This is a genomic window from Stutzerimonas tarimensis, from assembly GCF_042648805.1.
Taxonomy (GTDB): Bacteria; Pseudomonadota; Gammaproteobacteria; order Pseudomonadales; family Pseudomonadaceae; genus Azomonas; species Azomonas tarimensis.
The window spans coordinates 84,236-105,847 of the sequence record NZ_JBHRXZ010000003.1; the positions used below are offsets into that span (position 1 = coordinate 84,236).

A 21,612-nucleotide genomic window follows, 5' to 3' on the forward strand; every position below is an offset into this window, starting at 1 on the left:
AAATAAAAAGGCGAAGAACGGAGCTCTTCGCCTTTTTATTTCCTGATTGCTTAACTACTGCGTCCACCGCCGTGGCTGTTCTGGCCGCCTTTACGGCCTGCCTCGGAGGCTTTCTCGCGATCGTTTGCAAAGTTGCCACCGCTGTTATGGCCGCCCTTGCGTCCTGCCTCGGAGGCTTTCTCGCGATCATTGGCGAAGTTGCCCGGATTCTTGTTGACCATGTCTCTTTCTCCTCTTGGAATAATAGACCTGGGGCTGGGAAAAGAGTCTCAGCCTTCAAGGAATCAGAGGTGGGCCTGACTTGCGAGTTCAGGTCGTACGACATGTAACGACGAGTGGTTTTCCCTATGGCCTGTGTAACTATGGCTTGGTGGTAGTACAACGAAGCGAGACTTCTGAGGTTTGGTTATTACTCAGGATTATCCCGCTTCGTTAATGTCTCGCTATTCAATGGGTGCGCCCTGGCTGATCCATTGCCCGAGTCGGTCGCGCTCGGGCTGGGTCATACCCGTGATGTTGCCCAGGGGCATCGCATGGGTAGCTACCGCCTGGGCGTGGATACGATGCGCCATCTGTTGCATCTGCTGCGGCGTATCGAACATCACCCCGCCCGGGGCACTGCTGAAAAGAGGGCTGGTGGGCTTTGCGGCATGGCATACGGTGCAATGGGTATCCATCAGCTGGCGGGCCTCGACAAAGCCGACCTGGGCAGCCGCCGGCTCGGTTGGTGGTGTGCTCGCCCGCTGGGGTGAGGTCACGAAGGCCAGGCAAATCATCCCCAGTGCGGCAGCGGGCAGGGCCCAGGCGAAGCGATGGCTGTCGTGGCGGGTGTTGAAATAATGCCGTACCAGCACGGCCAGCGCCGATATCGCGGCGAGGATCGCCCAGTTCCAGGCGCTGCCGTAGGTGCTGGGGAAGTGGTTGCTGATCATGATGAACAGCACCGGCAGGGTGAAGTAATTGTTGTGCCGCGAGCGCAGCAGGCCGCGGGCCGGCAGCAGCGGGTCGGGTTCGCGGTTGGCCTGAATCGCCGCTACCAGCGCACGCTGGGCCGGCATGATGACCCGGAACACGTTGCCCACCATGAGGGTGCCGAGCAGGGCGCCGACATGGATGTAAGCGGCGCGCCCGCTGAAGATCTGGCTGTAGCCCCAGGCCGCCGCCACCGAGAGCAGAAACAGTGCCGCGGCGAGCAGGGCCGGGCGCTTGCCGAGGGGTGAATTGCACAGCCCGTCGTAAACGAACCAGCCCGCGAGCAGTGAGCCGAGACCGATGAGTACGGCAGCGGCGGGCGCGAGATCGCTCCCGGGCGCGACCAGATACAGGCCAGGGTTCAGGTAGTACACCACGGTGAGCAGCGCCACGCCGGAGAGCCAGGTGGCATAGGCTTCCCATTTGAACCAGTGCAGCGTCTCCGGCATCTTTTCCGGCGCCAGCTTGTACTTGCGCAGGTGGTAGATGCCGCCGCCGTGGATCGCCCAAAGATCGCCGGACAGGCCCGCTTCGGGATTGCGCCGGTCCAGGTGGTTTTCCAGCCAGACGAAATAGAAGGATGCGCCGATCCAGGCGATGCCGACGATCAGGTGAATCCAGCGAATGGTCAGGTTCAGCCATTCGGTCAGGTGTGCTTCCAAGACGGGTTACCTCATGCGGGCCTGTTGGGCCGGGTCGAGCAGCCATTGCTCTGCCTCGGCGAAGAAATGTTCGTCGCAGTTGGGGCCGGGCCCGCTGCGGTCGACCACCAGGAATTCATCCCGCTTTTCGACGCAGAGCACCGGATGGTGCCACACGCCGCGGTGGTAGTTGACGCCCTGCCTGCCATCGCTGATGAAGGCGCGGACATGCTCCGGGTCGGGACGGTCGCCGGGCGGCGCCACCACGATCAGGAAAGGGTGGCCGAGCAGCGGCACGAAGGCCTGGCTGCCCAGCGGATGGCGCTCGAGCATGCGGATCATTAGCGGCATCTCCAGCGCTTCGGCGGCGAAGATGCTGAGGATCGCACGGTCGTCGGTCTCCACCGTCGCCAGCGCGTGGTAGCGGCGGGTGGAGCCATTGTTGATGAGAAAGTGCTCGCGGCCCTCGGTTTCGATGACGTCGCCAAAGGGGGCGAAGCGTTCTCTGGTCAGCGGTTCGATCGGGAGGGTGCGCATAGGGGCTCTCGATTCAGGTGGGCGTACCGTAGGAGCGAGCTTGCTCGCGAAACGCGGCGCGACAGGTTCGCGAGCAGGCTCGCTCCTACGAAATGATGGAGTCCTGTTGAGGTCGATCGCGGCTCAGGGTCGCGCCAGCCGGCCATACAGCCGCAGCCGGCTGACACCGCCGTCGGGAAAGATGTTCAGGCGCACATGGCTGATCGGCCCCAGCGGGATGATTTCCTCGCTGAACGCGTGCTCCTGATGCATCGAGAGCTTCCGGCTCGGTAGCAGCTCGCGCCAGAACAGGCTGCGGGTCTCGATCTGGCTGTCGGTGCCGCCTTCCACATAAGCCGCCTGGATCGAGCAGCTGTCCGGGTAGTTGCCCTTGAAGTGCAGGGTATCGACCACGATGCGCTCGATCTCGCCCGGATGGCCGAGGGCGACGATCACCCAGTCGTTGCCCGGGGTGCGGCGCCGGGCGGTTTCCCAGCCGTCGCCCATGTTCACCCCGCGGTCCGGGTTGAGGATATTGCCCATTCGGCCGAAATGCTCGTCGGAGCACGCCAGCGCCCGGCCGCCGTTGAGCGCCGCGGCCAGGTCGATCAGCTCGTCCGCCGGCTGCCGTGACCAGTTGCGGTACGGGATGCCGTAGACCCGCAGGCGCGCCACGCCGCCGTCGGGGTAGATGTTCAGCCGCAGGTGGGTCCAGGGGCCCTCGTCGCTCACCGCATGGTAGTGGTGGCTGTTGCCCGAGAGGTCCGCCGCCGGCAGCACCTCGATCCAGCGGGTGCTGCTGTCCGGGTCGCCGCCGTCTTCGACGAAGCACGCTTCCAGCGAGGCCGAGGGCGGGTAGTTGCCGGTGAAGTAGCGGGTATCGATGTCCACGCCCTTGATGACGCCGGGCACGCCGAGGCGGATCACCGCATGGTCGTAACCTTCGAACCGTTTGCGGCGCGACTCCCAGCCGTCCATCCACTTGCCATTGTCGTCGTAGACGCCTTCCTTCCACACCGGCTCGTGGGGCTGGAGCATGCGGTCGACGGTGGCAAACCAGTCGTCAGTGACGGAAATGGCGCGGGTGCCGAGGCGGGCGTCGGCCAGGTTCAGGTACTTCTCGAAGGGGGCGGCGTAGGTGCGTTTCATGTCGGTCTCAGAGCGCCTGCAGGCGGAACAGGGCGATCCTGTTGATTTCGGTGAGCGCCCGGGCGAATTCCTGCTCGGGCGTATGGTGGATGCGTTCGGCGAAGGCGGCGAGGATCTGGTGCCGGTCGCTGCCCTTGACCGCCATGATGAAGGGAAAGCCGAACTTCGCCTTGTAGGCCGCGTTCAGCTCGGTGAAACGGGCGAACTCCTCCGGCGTGCACAAGTGAATGCCGGCGCCGGCCTGCTCCGAGGTGCTCGAGGCGGTCAGCTCGCCTGCGATCGCGGCGCGGCCGGCCAGATCCGGGTGGGCGTTGATCAGCGCCAGCTGTTCATCGTGGCTGGCCGCGCGCAGGACCGCCATCAGCCGTGCATGCAGGTGCTCGACCTCGTCATCGGCGGCGCTCACCCCGGCATCGAAGGCGCGCTCGGCGATCCAGGGGGAATGCTCGTAGATGTCGGCGAAGGTGGCGACGAAGGCATCGCGGTCCAGTGTCGAGGGGGTGAGCGTGGCGAAACGGGTCATGCGGGGCGTCCGGTGAAGGGGTGGGTGGCGTGCCAGTGGCGGGCGATGTCGACGCGGCGGGCGAACCAGACACGCTGGTGGCCTTTCACGTAGTCGATGAAGCGGGCCAGCGAGGCCAGTCGCGCAGGGCGGCCGAGCAGCCGGCAGTGCATGCCGATCGAAAGCATCTTCGGCGCGCCGGCCTCGCCTTCAGCGTAGAGCACGTCGAAGGCATCCTTCAGGTAGTTGTAGAAGTCATCGCCGCTATTGAAGCCCTGCACCTGGGTGAAGCGCATGTCGTTGGTGTCCAGGGTGTAGGGGATCACCAGGTGCGGCCTGTCGGGAGTGCCTTGCGGGTCCCACCAGGGCAGGTCGTCGTCATAGGTGTCGGAGTCGTAGAGAAAGCCGCCTTCCTCGCGTACCAGCCGACGGGTGTTGGGGCTGGTGCGACCGGTGTACCAGCCGAGCGGGCGTTCGCCGATGAGCCTGGTAAGGATGCGGATCGCCTCCTGCAGATGGGCGCGTTCTTCCTCCTCGTCCATGTACTGGTAGTCGATCCAGCGCAAGCCGTGGCTGCAGATTTCGTGGCCGGCGGCGTGCATTGCCCGAATCAGCTCCGGATGACGCTCGGCGGCCATGGCCACGGCGAACACGGTCAGCGGAATGCCATGGCGCTCGAACAGCTTGAGGATTCGCCAGACCCCGGCACGGCTGCCGTACTCGTAGAGCGATTCCATGCTCATGTTGCGCACGCCCTGCAAGGGCTGGGCAGCGACCATTTCAGATAGGAACGCCTCGGATTCCCGGTCCCCGTGCAGGATGTTGCGCTCGCCGCCTTCCTCGTAATTGAGCACGAAAGAGAGGGCGATATTGGCTTCGCCGGGCCAGTGCGGATGAGGCGGCTGGCCGGCGTAGCCGATCAGGTCACGAGGATACTGAGTCACAGGGCAATCCGAGCGTTTGAATTCATGAAGTGTATACAATATTTCCTGACCATGTGAACAGGAAATGGTGCGTCGCTCCACGGGCAGGCCTTGAGAGGCGCCGGGTATGATCGACAAGCAGTAATTGCGCCATGCCTGGAACGATCCGGACAAACTTGTATACAACCTTGTTGCCATGCCTTTGCAGGGCTATGCTGGATGCCTTTATCCAACCGAGGAGACCCTGATGGGGCGTTTGACTACGCATGTACTGGACGCCGCCCATGGCTGTCCCGGACAGGGTGTTGCCATCGAGCTCTTTCGCGTCGAAGGCGAGCAGCTCGTTCGGCTGGGCACGGCCCGCACCAATGACGACGGGCGCTGCGACACACCCTTGCTCGAAGGTGACGCCTATCGCACGGGCATTTATCAGCTGCACTTCGGTGTAGGTGATTACTACCGTGACCGCGGCGTTGCGCTGGGCGATCCGGCCTTTCTCGATGTGGTGGTGCTACGTTTCGGCATCTCGGCTGAGCAGTCTCATTACCACGTACCGCTGCTGGTCTCCCCGTACAGCTACTCGACCTACCGGGGTAGCTAGTGCTCCGTTCCGGTGCCTGGCTCCAGGCAATGCCGCTTGGTGGTGCTTGCCTGGATGGCCTGATCTGCCGGTGTGGCGTTTTATGAACCAGTCTGACCGCAAGAAGCGCAGCGGCGCCCAGGACGATATCGTCTATGCGCACATCTTCGATGCCATTCTCGAACAGCGGCTGGCGCCGGCGACGCGGCTGAGCGAGGAGGCGCTGGGAGAGATCTTCGGAGTCAGCCGCACGGTCATTCGACGGGCGCTTTCGCGTCTGGCCCACGAGGGGGTGGTGTCGCTGCGGCCCAATCGCGGCGCCGTGGTTGCCTGCCCCAATGCGGCAGAAGCCGTGGAGATCCTGCATGCGCGGCGGCTGGTCGAGCTGGCCATCATCCGGCTGGCCGCGCTGCGCGCCACGCATGAGGATCTGGCCGGGCTGCGAGCGCTGGTGGCGGCAGAGCGGGACTGCCTGGCACGGGGCGATCGTGGCGCCAGTATCAGGTTGTCCGGCGAGTTCCATCTGCGCCTGGCCGAAGCCGCGGGCAATGCCCCTTTGCTTGGATTCCAGCGCAGCCTGGTATCGCAGACGTCGTTGATCATCGCCCGTTACGAGCGGGGGCCCGGTGATCACTGTGCCTGCGAGGAACACGATGCGTTGCTCGACGCGCTGGCCGCGCGTAACACCGAGCAGGCGGTGGCGCTGATGGCTCATCATCTCGACCATATCGATGCCAGGCTGCAACTCGACGCGGAGCGCTCCTCGACCGACCTGCGCAGCGTGTTTTCCCAGGTGGTTCAGGCGCGCAGCGGCTGAGAGCTGCAGGGCCTGCCGGCCGTCGGCTGCGACTGCGGTCACAGTTTGTTCGTGGCAGTCTGGCGCCGCGACCGAAAAGGGCGCAAATGTGCTGATGCGACGTGACCCGGTGATGCCGAATTACATCGCAGTTACGATGAGTGCCCCATCGAGGGGACCGAATGTGGAGTAGTACTTCGATGTTGAAACTTTCCCGGATGTGGGTGGCCACCGGTGCGTTGGTGATGCTTGCCGGCTGCGCGACCAACCCCTATGAAAATACTGGTGGTCAGGGTGCCAGCCGCGCTGCGACCTACGGTGGCGTGGGCGCCCTGGCCGGTGCCGCCGCCGGTGCCCTGATCAACCATGACAATCGCGGCAAGGGCGCACTGATCGGCGCCGCCGTGGCGGGCGCGGCAGGTGCCGGCTACGGCTACTATGCCGACAAGCAGGAAGCCGAATTGCGTCAGCGCATGGCCGGTACCGGTGTCGAGGTCCAGCGCCAGGGTGACGACATCACCTTGATCATGCCTGGCAACATCACCTTCGCCACCAATTCGGCGGATATTGCCAGCAACTTCTACGCGCCGCTGAACAACCTGGCCAATACCTTCCGCCAATACGATCAGAACAGCATCGAGATTGTCGGCCATACCGACAGCACCGGGGCTTATCAGTACAACCAGACCCTTTCCCAGCGCCGGGCCCAGAGCGTGGCGAACTACCTGACTTCGCAAGGCGTCAATCCGGCTCGGGTCACCACCCGCGGCGCCGGTCCTGACCAGCCCATCGCCTCGAACAACACCGAGGCCGGTCGCTCGCAGAACCGCCGCGTGGAAATCAATCTCCGCCCGCTGCCGGGCGCCCAGTAAGCGAAACCCCTGGCGGGGCCGCGACGGCCCCGCTTTTGCGCCATCAGGGTGCAATGTTGCGGAACCTCTCCTGCCCTGACGACTCAGAAGCACGTTCATTGTGAGCCGGTAGTGGTACGGGAGGTCTGATGGAAGATCGCCCCACTCTGAAGACCCGCAGGCCCTGGCTTCCCGTGCTGGTTACTCTGGCACTCCTGGCCGGCCTCGGGGGGTGGGTCGGTTGGCAGTGGTCGACGTTGGAGAACAGGGCGCTGTTCGAGCATGAGCGGCGCTTCAACTTCGAGGTCGATTACATCGAGCATAGGCTCAGGGAGCGGATGCAGGCCTATGAGATGGTCCTGCGCGGCCTTGCGGGTCTGATGACCGCAAGCGAGGAAATCAGCCCGGAGACCTGGCTGAAGGCCACCGATCAGTTGCGTTTGCAGGAAATCTACCCTGGGATCCAGGCGCTGAACCTTGCCCGCTTCGCTCCCCATGAGCAGCTCGCTCCCCTGGAGCGCCAGCTCGATACAGGCTCGACCGATGGTGGGCGGATATGGCCGCCAAGCGATCGGGAAGAGCATGTGGTGGTGCAATACACCTACCCACCGGTGTGGAGCAACCGCAAGGTCATTGGCTTTAACCTGCTCAGCGAGGGTGTGCGGCGCGAGGCGATCCTCCGGGCGCGCAATACGGGCTATCCGACGCTCTCCGGACCGCTGCGGCTTATCCAGGAAACCGACGACAGCGCCCAGGCTGCAACGCTGTTGTTCCTGCCGGTGTACGCGCCGACCATGCCACAGTCCAATCTGGCCGAGCGCCAGGCGGCCTTCATCGGGGCGCTGTATGGCGCGTTTCGCCTGGACGACCTGATGGAAGGGGTTCTTACCGAACGCTACGACCTGTTCGACATCCAGCTGTTCGACGCCGCCGAGCCTGCGCTGCCGTTGCTGGCGGCGCAGGCACAGCGGGTGGATGCGGAGTTTCGCCAGGAGCGTCCGATCTACGTCTATGGCCGAAACTGGCGCCTGGTGGTTGCCAGTACGCCTCGCTACGAGGCAAGCATTGGCGACGACAATCGCGCCTTCAGCCTGATCGCCGGGCTGACGGCGGTATTGCTGTTTTCCCTGCTGGTGGGGGGGTACCTCTATCTGCGCGAGCGAACCCTGGCCAGCAGCCGTGCGTTGACACTGCAATTGCGCGAGCGGGAAGCCCGCTTTCGGGTGCTCATCGAGAAACTGCCGGTGGCCACGCTGCTGTGCGATGAAGGAGGGCGCATCGAGTTGGCCAATCAGAGCGCTGCGACCCTGCTCGATCAGGATGTCGAGCGGCTGCTTGGCAGTCGGGTGAGCTACTACCTGCCCGGTGTGCTGAGCACCTCCCAGCAGTTGCCGGAAGACCCGGAGATTCTGGCCTATCGCGAAGATGGCGAGCCCGTGCCGGTAACGCTGCACTCGACCCGTTTCAGCCATTTCGATCAGGCGCATTACGTGCTCAACCTGGTCGATCTGCGAGCGTTCAAGCGAGCCGAGGAGCGGTTCCGCGACATGGTCGAGGGTCTGCCCAACGCCTTCGTGCTGACCGGCCATGACGGGCGCATCGTGATGATCAATCGGCAGACCGAAATGCTGCTGGGCTATTCCCGGGAGGAACTGCTCGGTCAGCCCGTGGAAAGTTTGCTGCCGGATGAGCTGCGGGATGATCACGTCCGTATCCGCGAGGCCTATCTGCGCCAGCCCGAGGCCATTCGCATCGGCAACAACCGCGAGGTCTTCGGCCAGCACCGCGACGGCAGCCGCATTCCGCTGGAGATCGGCCTGGCACCGCTGCGCAGTGGCGAAGAGGTGCTGGTTCAGGCGGTACTCATCGATGTCAGCCATCGCAAGGCCGCGGAGCTGCGCCTGCGCGATCAGGCCGATCAGCTGGCCATTGCCAGCCGTTACAAATCCGAGTTCCTTGCCAACATGTCCCACGAGTTGCGCACGCCGCTCAACAGCATACTGCTGCTCAGCGACCAGATGCGCCAGAACGCCACGGGCACACTGACCGACAAGCAGGTGCAGTACGCCGACATCATGCATCGCGCCGGCAACGAGCTGTTGCAATTGATCAATGATGTGCTCGACCTCTCGCGCATTGATGCGGGGCGTCTGCCACTCGCGCCCGAATCGGTGGACATCCCCGCGCTGCTGCAGGAGCTCGAAGACCATGCCCATGCGCAGGCTGCGCAAAAGCGGCTGCGTTTCGCCACCCAGATCACCCCCGGCACGCCCCAGGCGCTGGTGACCGATCGTGCGCGGCTGCAGCAGATTCTAGGCAACCTGCTTTCCAACGCGCTGAAGTTCACCGAGCGTGGCAGCGTCGAGCTGATCGTCTGCCACTGTGAAGCGGCGGGGCAGGAGTGGCTGCAGTTTCAGGTCCATGACACCGGCATCGGTATCCCCGAAGACCAGCAGGAGCGGATTTTCCAGGCTTTTCAGCAGATCGATGGGTCGATCAGCCGGCACCATGGTGGCACCGGGCTGGGCCTGGCCATCACCCGGCAACTGGTGGAGGTGCTGGGCGGGCATATCAGCCTGCGTAGCGCACTGGGTCAGGGGGCCTGCTTTACCGTCGAATTGCCGCTGGTGCGGCATCTGCCAGGCGAGCCCGGGCTGGACGAGGGCAACGAATCGCTGCTGCTGCTCGAAGCCGACTCTGAGGCTGCCGAACAGGTGCTGTCGGTCGCGCATTCTCAGGGCCTGGGCGTGCTTCGCTGCCGGGACGAGGCGCAGGCCGTTGCCGCCTTGAGCGAGCGACGATTCATGGCGGTCATAGTGGATCTCGACAGTGCCTACTTCGACGGTTGGGCGTTCTACCGGCGCCTGCGGGAAAATCCGGCCTATCACCAGGTTCCGGTGGTCCTGCTGGCAAGCGCGGCACAGAGCAAGGGCTGGCAAGACGGGGCGCTGCATTATTTGACGAAACCATTGTCCAAGCTCGATCTCCAGCGCCTTCTGGTCGATGTGTCGCGACGCGAGAGCAATTCGAGCCGCCTGTTGCTGATAGAGGCTGAACCCGAGCGGGGCAAGCGGCTTCGGGCGCGCTTCGAACGACTCGGTTACAGCGTCACCCTTGTGACCCGTAGCGATGATGCGCGCCTGGCGTTTGCCGCGCACGGTTACCGCGCACTGGTCATGGATTTCGACCTTCCCCAAGGGGGGGGTCAGGACTTGCTCGATGCCCTCAACCGGCTACGACCCTTCAACAAGGAAACAAAAGTGATCGTTTACAGCCGTGAACCCCTCTCCCAGGCCGGACTGCAACGACTCCAGAACCAGGGCGCGGTAGCCATGTCCCGGAGCGACAGCGAGGATCGAATGGATGCGCTGCTCAGCCAGCAGCCCCCAGCACGTCCGGGAGCGACCCGGGACGTTTCCGAGCAGCCCCTGCTGGGCCGGCGGGTACTGGTGTTCGAGCCCGACGTGCGCAGCGTTTTCGTGTTGTCGGGCCAGCTCGATGAACTCGGCTTGCAGGCCACCGCGGCCACCACCCTCGATGAGGCGATCGAGCGCTTCGAGAGCGAGGCCTACGACCTGGTGCTCATGTCGGTGCAGGCCGACGGCGCTGCGCCTGAACTGGTTCGTCAACTGCGCAGCGAACATGGCTGCCAGGTCCCTATTCTCTGCCTGGCGGAGGAGCCGGAGCGCGATGGCAGCCTGGTGGAAGGTACCAACGATGTTATCGCCAAGCCGGTGCAGACCGATGCTCTGGAGGCAGTAGTCCAGCGTTGGCTGGGCAAAGGTGGCGAAACGAGCGTCTGAACGAAATAACGGAGTGATTTTGTGTGGTATCTCTCCTTCCAGCGCCTCTGCCGCGCACTCCGAAGGGATGGGAGTGGTCTATGAAAGCATTGGCATACCGGACTAAGCCTGCAGGGCAGTGTTTCGGGAAACGGCATAGGTGAAGGGATATATATGGCTAATGCGCAAGTGAGGACGCTGCCGCGCAGTCGGAAGCTGTTGGTCGTGGACGACCGCGAATCCAATCTCGTCGCCATGGAGGCGTTACTGGGTGACGGAGATTGGCAGGTACATACGGTCAGCTCCGGAGAGGCGGCGCTGCAGGCGCTGCTTGAGCTGGACATCGAGCTGGTGCTGCTCGACGTGCAGATGCCCGGCATGGACGGGTTCGAGGTGGCGCGTCTGATGCGGGGCAACCCGCAGACACGTTTCACCCCGATCATCTTTGTCTCGGCGAACACCCATACCCGGGATGCGGTGCTGCAGGGCTACGCCACAGGCGCAGTGGATTTCATTCTCAAGCCCTTCGATCCGCAGGTGCTCAAGCACAAGATCAATACCTTGCTCAACCTCGAGCACAACAGGCGCAACTTGCAGTTGCTGACGCAGCAACTGGACAGTGCCCAGGCATTCAATGCCTCGGTGCTGAACAATGCAGCCGAAGGCATCCTGGTGGTCGGCGAGGATGGCATGATCAGCTTCGCCAACCCGGCCATCGCCGACATGCTGCACTCCTCCGTCGAAGCCCTGCAGGGGACCCCGCTACTGTCGCATCTGGGGGTGCCGCGGATCTCCGCCAGATGGCGTGACACCGAGATGTATCAGGCCTGGCGTAGCGGCTCCACCTACCGTGTGCACGAAGCGCAATTGCGCATGGCCACCGGCGGCATGCTACCGGTGACACTCTCCTGCTCGCCGTTGCCGCGCCAGCAGCGCTCGATGGTGGTGATCGCCCTGGACATGTCCGATGTGCGCAACCTGCACGCGCAACTCGAGGCGCAGGCCATCACCGATTCGCTTACCGGCCTGCTCAATCGTCGCGGCTTCCATCAGGCGCTGGAGTCGGCCCTGTCGCGTGTCGATCGGAACGGCAAGCGCATGGCGATCCTCTACATCGACCTGGACGGATTCAAGCGCATCAACGACTCGCTGGGTCATGAGGCGGGTGACGCCATTCTCTGCAAGGTTGCCCGCCTGCTGGAGACCTGCATGCGCTCCTACGATGTGCTGGCGCGCATGGGCGGTGATGAATTCACCGCCCTGCTGGACTCGCTCGATCATCCGGAAGACGCCGCCCGGGTGGCGGAAAAACTGATCGAGCTCATTTCGGTGCGACATTCGGTGGATGGCACCGAGGTGACCCTGGGCGCGAGCATCGGCATCGCCTCGTTTCCCGGCTGTGGCGAGCGGGTCGAGGATCTGCTGCGTGCGGCGGACATGGCCATGTACGAGGCCAAACGTGCCGGACGTCAGCAGTACCGTTTCTTCTCCGCTGAGATGAACAGCCGGGCCCATGCCCGCCTGATCCTCGAGGAAAATCTGCGCAGCGCCACCGATCGGGGTGACTTCCGCCTGGTCTACCAGCCTCAGGTCTATCTGGGCAACGGCGCCCTGCGAGGCTTCGAGGCCTTGTTGCGCTGGGATCGCAAGGGCGAGGAGATCATGCCGTGCGACTTCATCCCGCTGCTGGAGGAGACACGGCTGATCAACCGGGTGGGGCAGTGGGTGCTCAGCGAGGGCATTGCCACTTGCCGCGACTGGCATTCGATCTTTGGCGACGAGCTGATTTTCAGCCTCAACGTGAGTCCGGTGCAGTTCGCCAGCGAGGGATTGCTCGACAGCCTGGGCCGACTGCTCGATCTGCATGGTCTCAAGCCCGCCCAGCTTGAGCTGGAGGTGACCGAGGGCACCCTGATGCAGGACCTCAAGCACAGCTGCTCCAAGCTCGACAGCCTGCGGCGCCTGGGGGTCAAGGTGGCGATCGACGATTTCGGCACCGGCTACTCGTCGCTGGCCTACCTGCGACACTTCGAGATAGACACGCTGAAGATCGATCGTCTGTTCATCACCAACATGCTCGACTCGCCGCGTGACGCTGCGGTGGTCAGCACCATCATCGAGCTGGGCCGCAATCTGGGGCTTGAGGTGATCGCCGAAGGCGTCGAGACCCTCGGCCAGCGCAACTGGCTGATCGAGCACGGCTGCCAGATCATGCAGGGTTTCCTGGTGTCGCCATCGCTCGATGCCGAGCAAGCCTGCGCCTTCCCCAAGCAGGTTGACTGGCAACGCCTCGGCCAGACATGAAAAAGGCGGACCGGGGTCCGCCTTTTCGAGTGCCGGTGATCAGTTCAGCGTCTGGCTCTTGTCCAGGCTCGCGGCCTGCAACGCGGTCAGTGCGATGGTGAAGACGATATCGTCCACCAGTGCGCCGCGGGACAGGTCGTTCACCGGCTTGGCCAGGCCCTGCAGCATCGGGCCGACGCTGATGCAGTTGGCGTTGCGCTGGACCGCCTTGTAGGTGGTGTTGCCGGTATTCAGGTCCGGGAACACGAACACGGTGGCCTGACCGGCGACCTTGCTGTCCGGGGCTTTCTGCTTGCCGACGCTGGGAACCGAGGCGGCGTCGTATTGCAGCGGACCGTCGACCGGCAGGTCCGGTCGGCGTTCCTGGGCGATGCGGGTGGCTTCCTTGACCTTCTCCACCTCGGCACCGCTGCCGGAACTGCCGGTGGAGTAGCTGATCATGGCCACTCGCGGCGAGACGCCCAGGGCAACGGCGGATTCGGCGCTCTGCAGGGCGATCTCTGCCAGCTCCTCGGCGCTGGGGTTCGGGTTCACCGCGCAGTCACCGTAGACGAGAACCTGATCCGGCAGCAGCATGAAGAACACCGACGACACCAGATTGAAGCCTGGGGCGGTCTTGATCAGTTGCAGGGCAGGGCGGATGGTGTTGGCGGTGGTGTGCACGGCGCCGGACACCAGGCCGTCCACTTCGTCCAGCGCCAGCATCATGGTGCCAAGGACCACGGTGTCCTTGAGCTGCTCGCGGGCGTCTTCCGGAGACAGTCCCTTGGCCTTGCGCATTTCGCACATGGGTTCGACATAGCGGTTGGCGATCGAATCGGGGTCGAGGATCTCAAGTCCTGCGGGGAGCTGGATACCCTGTTCGCGAGCAACGCTCTGGACAGCCTCGGGCTTGGCCAGAAGTACGCAGCGAGCGATACCGCGCTCCTGGCAGATGGCCGCGGCGCGAATGGTGCGGGGCTCGTCGCCTTCGGGCAGGACGATACGCTTGTTGGCTTCCTGGGCGCGCTTGACCAGTTGGTAACGGAACGCCGGCGGCGACAGGCGCAGTTCGCGGGGCACGCTGCAGCGGTCCTGCAGATAGTCAGGGTGCAGGTGGCGGGCGATGAAGTCGGTGACGCGGCTGGCGCGCTCGATATCATCGGCCGGGGTTTCGCGGTTCAGGTTGGCCAGGCTGGTGGCGGTATCGAACGAGCCGCTGTTGACATTGGCCACCGGCAGGCCGGCTTCGAACGCTGTCTTGCACAGTTCCAGGATGCGCTGGTCCGGCTCGAAATCGCCGGTCAGCAGCACACCGGCCAGCTTGATGCCATTCAGCGAGGCCAGGGCGGCGGCAAGCATGATGTCGTCGCGATCGGCGGGAGTCACCACCAGGGTGCCAGGCTGAAGCAGGTGGACCATGTTCGGCACGGTGCGTGCGCAGAGGATGATCTTGTTCACGCGGCGCTGCTCGGCTTCACCGGCGTTGAGCACCTGGGCACCGAGCGCCTCGACCACGTCACGGGTACGCAGGGCGTTCAGCTCTTCCTCGAAAGGCACCGCGCCGAGCAGCTGGAACTCGTTGCTGCCCAGCAGCGGCAGGTGCTCTTTCAGGCGCTCGGCAAAGGCGGTGACACCCTCCTCGGACCTGACCTTGTTGAGAATCACGCCGATCACCTTCTGATCCCTGGGACCGCCGAACAGTTGGGCCTGGATCTCGATGCGTTCGGCCATCTGCTTCAGGCTGTCGTTGCCCTGGGCCGCGATGAGGATCACCTCGGCATCGAGGCTCTTGGCCAAGTGGTTGTTGATGCGGGCGGTGTAGTCGGTATCACGGGTCGGCACCATGCCTTCGACGATCACCACGTCCTTGCCGGACGCCACCTGCTGATAGCGGCTGACAACGTCTTCGAGCAGCAGGTCCAGCTCACCGGCGGCCAGCTGGCGCTCGGCCTGCTGCAATGGCACCGGCTCGGGAGCGGACTGGCCGAGGGTCTTCTCGACAAGGATGCAGGAGCGCTCGCGGCCCTGGTCGATGGGCAGGGGCTGAGCGATGGGCTTGAAGAAACCAACCTTGAGCCCGGCACCTTCCAGTGCGCGGATCAGGCCGAGGCTGACGGAATTGAGACCGGCGCCGTGGCCGGTGGGAGTCAGAAAAAGCGAATGCATGATGTCTCCTGGAAATGAACCGATGAGCGAGGCCGGTCCGCCTGATGCGATGGGACGAAGAAACCCGACGCCGCGAGGCTGTCGGGTTTCAATTCAGCGCGGAGCGGCATGCGGACGTCAGGCGTCGAGCAGGGCCAGGGCGTCGAGGGCGATCTGGCGCTCTTCGTTGGTCGGCACGACCAGAACCCGCGGGCTACCCACGGCCTGGATCTCGCCAGCGACGCCACGGGTGCAGCGGGCATTGGCTTCATCGTCGGCCTTGAAGCCGAGCAGCTTGAGGTGATCCAGGGTGCGCGCGCGAACCACGGCGGAGTTTTCGCCGATACCGCCGGTGAAGACGAGGCCGTCCAGCTTGTCGAGGGCGCAGGCCATACCGGCCAGCGACTTGGCCAGGCGGTAGCAGAACACTTCGAAGGCCAGCATGGCGCCTTCATGGCCTTGCTTGCGGGCTTCGGTCAGGGTGCGCATGTCGTTGGACAGCCCCGACAGACCCTTCAGGCCGCTCTCCTTGTTGAGCATGTTGTCGATCTTGGCCAGATCCCAGCCCAGGGTGTTGTGCAGGAAGTTGTGCAGGCTCGGGTCGATGTCGCCGCTGCGGGTGCCCATCACCAGGCCTTCCAGCGGGGTCAGGCCCATGCTGGTGTCGCGGCTTTCGCCATTGACCACGGCGCAGGTGGAGCAGCCGTTGCCCAGGTGGGCGACCAGCCAGCTGGAATTTTCCACTGGCACGCCGGCCATCTCGGCGGCGCGCTTGCTGACGAAACGGTGGCTGGTGCCGTGGAAGCCGTAGCGGCGCACGCCGTGTTCCTTGTAGAGAATGTCCGGCACCGCATAGCGGTAGGCGTGCTCGGGCATGGTCTGGTGGAAGGCGGTGTCGAACACGCCGACCTGCGGCAGGCGCGGGAACAGGTTCATGGCGGCGTGGATGCCGCTCAGGTTGGCCGGGTTGTGCAGCGGAGCGAGCTGGATGTTGGCTTCGATGCCGGCCAGGGTTTCCTCGTTGAGCAGGGTTGAGGCGAAGAACTTCTCGCCACCATGCACCACGCGGTGACCGATGCCGTCCAGGTGACCGCCCGCGGCTTCTTCGACGCGCGGCAGAATCTGGGCCAGGGCGGCCTGGTGATCGGCATCCGGTACGTTGACACTCTCTTTGCCTGCCGTGCTCTCGAAGTGGATGACGGCTTCAGGGCTACCCAGTCGCTCGGCCAGGCCTTGCAGGGGAAAAGACGATTGACCTTCGTTTACCAGCGCGAACTTGATCGACGAGCTGCCACAGTTGATCACCAGAATATTGCGACTAGGCATCGGTGCTCCTTGGAGAGGTGATTGAAGTTGTTATCAGTCCTTGTCATCCCGCTTCGTCGCAGTCAAACGTCCGTGCCTCCTGCACCTCAATCGCAACAGTGTCCTGTCGTGAAAACGTCATCCAGACTGCCATGCGGGCAAATTTGATGGGATTCTTACACTTTTCGGGGGCTCTGGAAGTCCTCCAAAGGTTGTACATGTGCGGTTAAATCGTTCAGCTTTTTTCAGCGTCCCTTTCCGCTTATCGGGTCGCCGATTCGCGTTCAGCACGGTGGGCAGTTACACTTTTCCCTCATTCATTCAACCGAAGGGCAAATCCATGCAGATCGCCGCTCAGAAAGCCGTCTCGATCGACTACACGCTTACCAACGATGCCGGCGAGGTGATCGACAGTTCGGCCGGTGGAGCCCCGCTGGCCTATCTGCACGGTGCCGGTAACATCATCCCCGGGCTCGAGCGCGCCCTCGAAGGCAAGTCCAGCGGTGAACGCGTCCAGGTGTCGGTAGAGCCGGCCGAAGCCTACGGTGAATACAGCCCGGAGCTCGTGGCCACGCTCAATCGTGCGATGTTCGAAGGGGTCGATGAGCTGGAAGTCGGGATGCAGTTTCATGCCTCCGCTCCGGACGGCAGCATGCAGATCGTGACCATCCGCGACCTGGAAGGCGATGATGTCATCGTCGATGGCAATCATCCGCTGGCGGGCCAGCGCCTGAACTTCGACGTGACAGTGGTCGAGGTGCGTGACGCCAATGCAGAGGAAATCGCCCACGGGCACATCCATGGTGAAGGTGGCCACCACCACTGATCGCCCAGACCCACTCGATGCGCTTCCCCGGTGGAGCGCATGCGGAGGTCAGCATGAAAGCCTTTCATGAAATGCGACTGCCTGCGCTGGGTGGCCACGAGAGCCTGTCGATGGAGGCTTTTCGTGGCCGGGTCGTGCTGGTGGTGAACGTGGCGTCCAATTGCGGACTGACACCTCAGTACGCCGGTCTGGAAAAACTGCATCAGCTCTATCGCGACCGCGGTTTTGCGGTGCTGGGCGTGCCCAGCAACGACTTCGCTGGCCAGGAGCCTGGCAACGACGACGAGATCCGCTCGTTCTGCAGCGTTAACTATGGGGTGACTTTCCCCATGACGTCCAAGCTCGAAGTCAACGGCGTCCATCGCGATGGCCTTTACGCGTGGCTGGCGGGCGAGGGAGCAGCCTTTCCCGGAGACATCACCTGGAATTTTGAAAAGTTTCTGATCGGTCGGGACGGCAAGGTACTGGCGCGTTTCTCGCCCCGTACTTCTCCCGACGACCAGGCACTTCTCGAGGCGATCGAGGCTGCTCTGGTCTGACCGGCTCGGAGTGGTCGGGCAGGAGTCGCTCCGCACTGGCCAAGACCCGCCAAGGGTGCCGCAGCCGACATGTCCTGACTGTGGAGCAAGCAACAATGTCCCCACCCGTATTGTCCGGCCCTCGGTACCTGAGAGAAGGGTTGCGGCTGGTCCTGAGCCCGGGGCTTCGGCTCTTCGTGATCATCCCCGTGACGATCAACCTGCTGTTGTTCGCCGGGCTGGTGTATTTCGCGGTCAGCCAGTTCCGTGGCTGGGTGGAAGGGTTGATGCCCAGCCTGCCTGCCTGGCTGGCGTTTCTCGAATACCTGTTGTGGCCCCTGTTCGTGCTGCTGGTTCTGGTGATGGTATTTTTCACCTTTACCCTGGTGGCCAATCTGATTGCAGCGCCCTTCAACGGCTTCCTGTCGGAAAAGGTCGAGGTGATGGTGCGCGGCGACGACGCGGCGCCGCCGTTTCGCTGGGCCGAACTGCTGGCCATGCTGCCACGCACCATTGGCCGCGAGCTCCGCAAGCTCGGTTATTTTCTGCCACGGGCTGCGGCCCTGCTGGTGCTCTCGTTCATTCCTGTGCTCAACCTCCTGGCGGCCCCCCTCTGGCTGCTGTTCGGCGCCTGGATGATGGCGGTGCAATACATCGATTATCCGGCGGACAACCACAAGATGGGCTGGAACGAGATGATGGGGTGGCTACGCCAGCGGCGCATGCGCAGCCTTGGCTTTGGCGCGGTGACCTACGCCGCGCTGCTGGTGCCGCTGGTGAATCTGCTCATCATGCCGGCGGCGGTGGCCGCCGCCACGCTGATGTGGATGGAAGAGCATGATCAACGACCACGGCTGGTGCATTGATCACCGAGACCGGCGGCTCAGCGGAGCGGTCTCGAAGCGCACGCCCTCCAGTCCGCTTTCGATCAACGCACGGATGTTGCGGTGGTCTTCGCCTCCAGGATTCGTCTTTACCGCACGGTAATGCTCGCCGAAGGCCAGCAGCGCTTCTTCGGTGGAAAAGCCTTCGAGCTGCGCCAGGCCGAGGGTCTTGCACGATCCCTCGTTCTCGCCTGCGGCGTTGTGCAGCTCTCCATTGGCAAAGCTGCTGGGACGGTAGTCATAGCCGTCGGCAATGAACGCCAGGGTGTCGCTGAAGGGATGCTCGGGATCGCGCAAGCGGGCGCGAAAGTCGGTCAGGGTGATCATGGCTGCTGGCCTTTTTCGAAAGCGGCAAGTTGTTCGGGGGGCGCGTCCTTCTGGTACCGGCTCTTCCATTCGGCATAGGGCATGCCGTAGATCTCGTCACGCGCCTGGTTCATGTCCACATCAAGCTCCAGATCCTCGGCGGCAGCCTTGTACCACTTGGCAAGGCAGTTGCGGCAAAACCCCGAGAGGTTCATGAGGTCGATGTTCTGCACGTCCGGTCGACTGCGCAGATGCTGTACCAGGCGGCGGAAAACGGCGGCTTCGAGTTCGATACGTTGTTGCTCGTCCATGCGTCGGGCCTCGGTCGGTCGGTGGTGGCGGCGATCATAACCGTTGGCCCCGGGTCGGCCAACGCCGGAGCTCGAGGAACTTTTGCCCCGTCCTGGCCCTCGGCAGAGAACCGATACTCTGCGAGGAACGGCCATGTCGATTGGAAAACATCACTGGGTGATTGCCGAAGGCTTTATCCCGGAAAAGGGTCCACGCCCAGACGACCCGAAGCTCAGCAGCCACGAGACGGCTTGCATCCTCAATGCTGGAGACCAGCAGGCGAGCATCGAACTCACGCTCTATTTCAGCGACCGCGAGCCTGCAGGCCCCTATCGGATCATGGTGCCGCCGCGACGTACCTTGCATCTGCGCTTCGATGATCTGACAGATCCCGAGCCCCTGCCGCGTGAGACCGATTACGCCAGCGTATTCGTTTCAGACGTGCCGGTGGTGGTGCAGCACACCCGCCTCGATGCGCGCGCCGCCGACCTGGCATTGATGACCAGCCTGGCTTGGAGCAGCTGACCTGCTCGGTTCAATCGCGGTGCGCGGTCAGGGTGATCGACACCGATTCGGCGAAGCGCAGCGCGTGGGGCTTGTCCACTTCCACCTCGGCGTAGCGGACTGCCGGATGCACCATGATCAGATCGAGGATTTCCTGGGTGAGGCGCTCGAGCAGGGCGAAGCGATTGCCTTCGACATGCTGGATGATCGCCTTGGTGATGGTGCGGTAGTTGAGGGCGTGCTCGATCTCGTTGACCTGCACCGCATCGGAAGCAGGGTAGAGAATGGTGAGGTTGATCAGCACGTCCTGCCGATTGTTTATCTCTTCTTCCTTGATACCTATGTAGGTACGCAGGCTCAGGTCCTTGACGCGGATACGCGCCATTCCAGGGTCCAGTCTCGGCATGGTGTCTCCAGGATCAGATCAGGTGGCGTCCGCCATTCAGCGGCAGGATGGCGCCGGTGATGTAGGGATTATCCAGCAGGTAGCGCAGCGTCTGGTAGAGCACCTCGAAACCGGGCGCGATGCCCAGGGCGGACTTGGCCAGCGCCTCGCGCCGGTAGCTCTGGCCGTCATCGGGCTGGAACTCGAGCAGTGCGGGGGCGATGGCGTTCACCTTGATCCCTGGTGCGAATCGCTTGGCGAACGACAGGGTAAGGTTGTCCAGCGCCGCCTTGCTTGCGGCATAGGCGATGTGCCGGGCGCTGCCGACGCGGGTGACATCGTCGCTCAGGTGGACGATGTCCGCCGGCCCGCCGTGGCCCAGCAGGTCGGCGCAATGCAGGTTGATCAGGTAGGGCGCGGCGACATGCACCTGCATCATGCTGTGCAGGGTGTTGGGGTCAGGCGCACAGGGCTCGGCCATCCAGTCGGAGGCGTTATGCACGATCGCCCGCAACCGGTCGGTGCTGGCCTTCAGCGCATCGATGAAGTCGAGGACGCCCTGGTCGCTGGCAAAGTCAGCCTGCAGCGCGATGGCGCCGCGCTGGCGGAGGCGCTGTACGGCTTCGCGCTCGGTGCGGTAGCTGATGATTATTGGCTGCCCTTCATCCAGCAGCCGCTCGGCGCAGTGCAGGCCCGCCCGCCGAGCCGCACCAGTGATCAGAATGGGAGCCCTTTGCATCATCGAACGGTGCCGGAGAAGAGTGGCCGGACAGCTTACACCAGATCTTCGGGGAGCTCGGATTCGAGTTCCGGATGCAGTCGCCGATGCTGGCTAAACAGGAAGCGACGCAGGCGCTCGGTGTCCTGCTCCTCGGAAAACTCCACCTCATAGGCGGTCAGCCCGCTCTTGGTTTCGCGTACCCGGTGGGCGCTGATGGGCATCGCTTCGCCGTCAGGCAGCGGCAGGTGCAGATGGAAGTGTTCCGGTGGGCTGTTGTGCAGGTTGCCGACCAGCAGGCCGTTCGGTGACAGCTCATGGACGCGCAGTGCGCTCTTGCCGCCGTCCGCCTCGAGGAGGGGCAGGGGCCTTTTCAGTTGGAGCCGCCAGGCGCGCATCTTCGGCCCGGTTTCGTAGATGGTCGGGGCGGAGAGTTCGATGTGCTGGCTATGGAATTCATCCTCCACCAGCTGCAATTGAAATGACAGGCAGAATCGGCCCGTTTCGGCTTCGAGCGACAGCCGCGAGTTGGCGGCCAGGCGTGCCAGCAACTCAGTGGCTTGCCAGTTGCCTTCGATCTTGAAGCTGGGGCTGCTGCTCTGCCTGTGGGCAGGCTCCTCGTTGGCGAGTTCAGCCAGGTAAGCCTGTTCCTCACTCGTGAGAATACTGTCCGGAACCATGGCGTCTCCCTCCGATAGTCGCGGCCCTCTATGGCCTGCCCCGATTGGACCG

The 21,612-nt window shown here is 63.6% G+C and carries 22 protein-coding genes; 9 read left to right on the plus strand and 13 right to left on the minus strand.

Annotated elements, in window-relative coordinates:
• Nucleotides 1-50: 50 nt before the first annotated feature.
• The 6 genes from ACFOMF_RS02345 to puuE form a co-directional block, all read right to left on the minus strand.
• Nucleotides 51-221 (minus strand): con-10 family general stress protein, encoded by a 171-nt coding sequence (locus tag ACFOMF_RS02345; protein WP_386360827.1) that lies wholly within the window; start codon nt 219-221, stop codon nt 51-53.
• Between the two features lie 222 nt (nt 222-443).
• Nucleotides 444-1,634 carry a urate hydroxylase PuuD gene (locus ACFOMF_RS02350; protein WP_386360828.1) on the minus strand — a complete coding sequence of 397 codons (1,191 nt, stop codon included), beginning with the start codon at nt 1,632-1,634 and terminating at the stop codon, nt 444-446.
• A gap of 6 nt (nt 1,635-1,640) precedes the next feature.
• Nucleotides 1,641-2,150: an ureidoglycolate lyase gene (locus ACFOMF_RS02355; RefSeq protein ID WP_386360830.1), complete on the minus strand. Its 510-nt coding sequence runs from the start codon at nt 2,148-2,150 to the stop codon at nt 1,641-1,643.
• Between the two features lie 123 nt (nt 2,151-2,273).
• Nucleotides 2,274-3,278, minus strand: a complete 1,005-nt coding sequence (alc, locus tag ACFOMF_RS02360; protein ID WP_386360832.1) for an allantoicase — start codon at nt 3,276-3,278, stop codon at nt 2,274-2,276.
• A 7-nt stretch (nt 3,279-3,285) separates the two neighbouring features.
• Nucleotides 3,286-3,801, minus strand: coding sequence for a 2-oxo-4-hydroxy-4-carboxy-5-ureidoimidazoline decarboxylase (gene uraD / locus ACFOMF_RS02365; protein WP_386360833.1), 516 nt, complete (start codon nt 3,799-3,801; stop codon nt 3,286-3,288).
• Entirely contained in the window at nt 3,798-4,724 is a 927-nt protein-coding gene (gene puuE / locus ACFOMF_RS02370; RefSeq protein WP_386360835.1) for an allantoinase PuuE, read from the minus strand. The genes uraD and puuE overlap by 4 nt, the downstream gene beginning before the upstream one ends.
• A gap of 226 nt (nt 4,725-4,950) precedes the next feature.
• Between puuE and uraH the strand changes: the two genes are divergently transcribed.
• The 5 genes from uraH to ACFOMF_RS02395 all read left to right on the plus strand — a co-directional run bounded on the left by uraH (nt 4,951) and on the right by ACFOMF_RS02395 (nt 13,016).
• Nucleotides 4,951-5,304: a hydroxyisourate hydrolase gene (gene uraH / locus ACFOMF_RS02375; protein ID WP_386360837.1), complete on the plus strand. Its 354-nt coding sequence runs from the start codon at nt 4,951-4,953 to the stop codon at nt 5,302-5,304.
• Between the two features lie 82 nt (nt 5,305-5,386).
• Complete coding sequence (locus ACFOMF_RS02380; RefSeq protein ID WP_386360839.1) at nt 5,387-6,100, plus strand: GntR family transcriptional regulator; 714 nt, start codon at nt 5,387-5,389, stop codon at nt 6,098-6,100.
• 179 nt (nt 6,101-6,279) lie between these two features.
• Nucleotides 6,280-6,951, plus strand: coding sequence for an OmpA family protein (locus ACFOMF_RS02385; protein WP_386360840.1), 672 nt, complete (start codon nt 6,280-6,282; stop codon nt 6,949-6,951).
• A 128-nt stretch (nt 6,952-7,079) separates the two neighbouring features.
• Nucleotides 7,080-10,733, plus strand: a complete 3,654-nt coding sequence (locus tag ACFOMF_RS02390; protein ID WP_386360842.1) for a CHASE domain-containing protein — start codon at nt 7,080-7,082, stop codon at nt 10,731-10,733.
• Between the two features lie 153 nt (nt 10,734-10,886).
• On the plus strand, nt 10,887-13,016 hold the full coding sequence (locus tag ACFOMF_RS02395; RefSeq protein WP_386360844.1) for a putative bifunctional diguanylate cyclase/phosphodiesterase: 2,130 nt from the start codon (nt 10,887-10,889) through the stop codon (nt 13,014-13,016).
• A gap of 39 nt (nt 13,017-13,055) precedes the next feature.
• Here the strand turns inward: ACFOMF_RS02395 and pta are convergent, their stop codons facing one another.
• Nucleotides 13,056-15,164, minus strand: a complete 2,109-nt coding sequence (gene pta / locus ACFOMF_RS02400; RefSeq protein ID WP_386360846.1) for a phosphate acetyltransferase — start codon at nt 15,162-15,164, stop codon at nt 13,056-13,058.
• A gap of 117 nt (nt 15,165-15,281) precedes the next feature.
• A complete protein-coding gene (locus ACFOMF_RS02405) occupies nt 15,282-16,469 on the minus strand; it encodes an acetate kinase (RefSeq protein WP_386360847.1) in 1,188 nt (395 codons plus the stop codon).
• Nucleotides 16,470-16,788: 319 nt separating this feature from the next.
• On the opposite strand from ACFOMF_RS02405, the gene ACFOMF_RS02410 reads away from it, so the two are divergent.
• The 3 genes from ACFOMF_RS02410 (at nt 16,789) to cysZ (ending at nt 18,658) form a co-directional block, all read left to right on the plus strand.
• A complete protein-coding gene (locus tag ACFOMF_RS02410; RefSeq protein WP_386360849.1) occupies nt 16,789-17,274 on the plus strand; it encodes an FKBP-type peptidyl-prolyl cis-trans isomerase in 486 nt (161 codons plus the stop codon).
• A 53-nt stretch (nt 17,275-17,327) separates the two neighbouring features.
• Entirely contained in the window at nt 17,328-17,813 is a 486-nt protein-coding gene (locus ACFOMF_RS02415; protein ID WP_386360851.1) for a glutathione peroxidase, read from the plus strand.
• A 95-nt stretch (nt 17,814-17,908) separates the two neighbouring features.
• Nucleotides 17,909-18,658: a sulfate transporter CysZ gene (gene cysZ, locus ACFOMF_RS02420; RefSeq protein ID WP_386360853.1), complete on the plus strand. Its 750-nt coding sequence runs from the start codon at nt 17,909-17,911 to the stop codon at nt 18,656-18,658.
• Here cysZ and ACFOMF_RS02425 read toward each other — a convergent pair whose 3' ends face one another.
• Together ACFOMF_RS02425 and ACFOMF_RS02430 are read right to left on the minus strand one after the other, a co-directional pair.
• Nucleotides 18,659-19,000, minus strand: a complete 342-nt coding sequence (locus ACFOMF_RS02425; RefSeq protein ID WP_386361012.1) for a HopJ type III effector protein — start codon at nt 18,998-19,000, stop codon at nt 18,659-18,661. It lies immediately after the preceding gene.
• Nucleotides 19,000-19,293, minus strand: coding sequence for a DUF1244 domain-containing protein (locus tag ACFOMF_RS02430; RefSeq protein WP_386360855.1), 294 nt, complete (start codon nt 19,291-19,293; stop codon nt 19,000-19,002). Before ACFOMF_RS02430 ends, ACFOMF_RS02425 begins: the two co-directional genes overlap by 1 nt.
• Nucleotides 19,294-19,426: 133 nt before the next feature.
• On the opposite strand from ACFOMF_RS02430, the gene ACFOMF_RS02435 reads away from it, so the two are divergent.
• Entirely contained in the window at nt 19,427-19,798 is a 372-nt protein-coding gene (locus ACFOMF_RS02435; RefSeq protein ID WP_386360857.1) for a sensory rhodopsin transducer, read from the plus strand.
• 10 nt (nt 19,799-19,808) lie between these two features.
• Here the strand turns inward: ACFOMF_RS02435 and folX are convergent, their stop codons facing one another.
• Genes folX through ACFOMF_RS02450 form a run of 3 tightly spaced genes read right to left on the minus strand, consistent with a single transcriptional unit; the run spans nt 19,809 to nt 21,560 of the window.
• A complete protein-coding gene (folX, locus tag ACFOMF_RS02440) occupies nt 19,809-20,183 on the minus strand; it encodes a dihydroneopterin triphosphate 2'-epimerase (protein WP_386360859.1) in 375 nt (124 codons plus the stop codon).
• A 13-nt stretch (nt 20,184-20,196) separates the two neighbouring features.
• A complete protein-coding gene (gene folM / locus ACFOMF_RS02445) occupies nt 20,197-20,901 on the minus strand; it encodes a dihydromonapterin reductase (protein ID WP_386361014.1) in 705 nt (234 codons plus the stop codon).
• Between the two features lie 35 nt (nt 20,902-20,936).
• Nucleotides 20,937-21,560 carry a PilZ domain-containing protein gene (locus ACFOMF_RS02450; RefSeq protein WP_386360861.1) on the minus strand — a complete coding sequence of 208 codons (624 nt, stop codon included), beginning with the start codon at nt 21,558-21,560 and terminating at the stop codon, nt 20,937-20,939.
• Nucleotides 21,561-21,612: the final 52 nt, after the last annotated feature.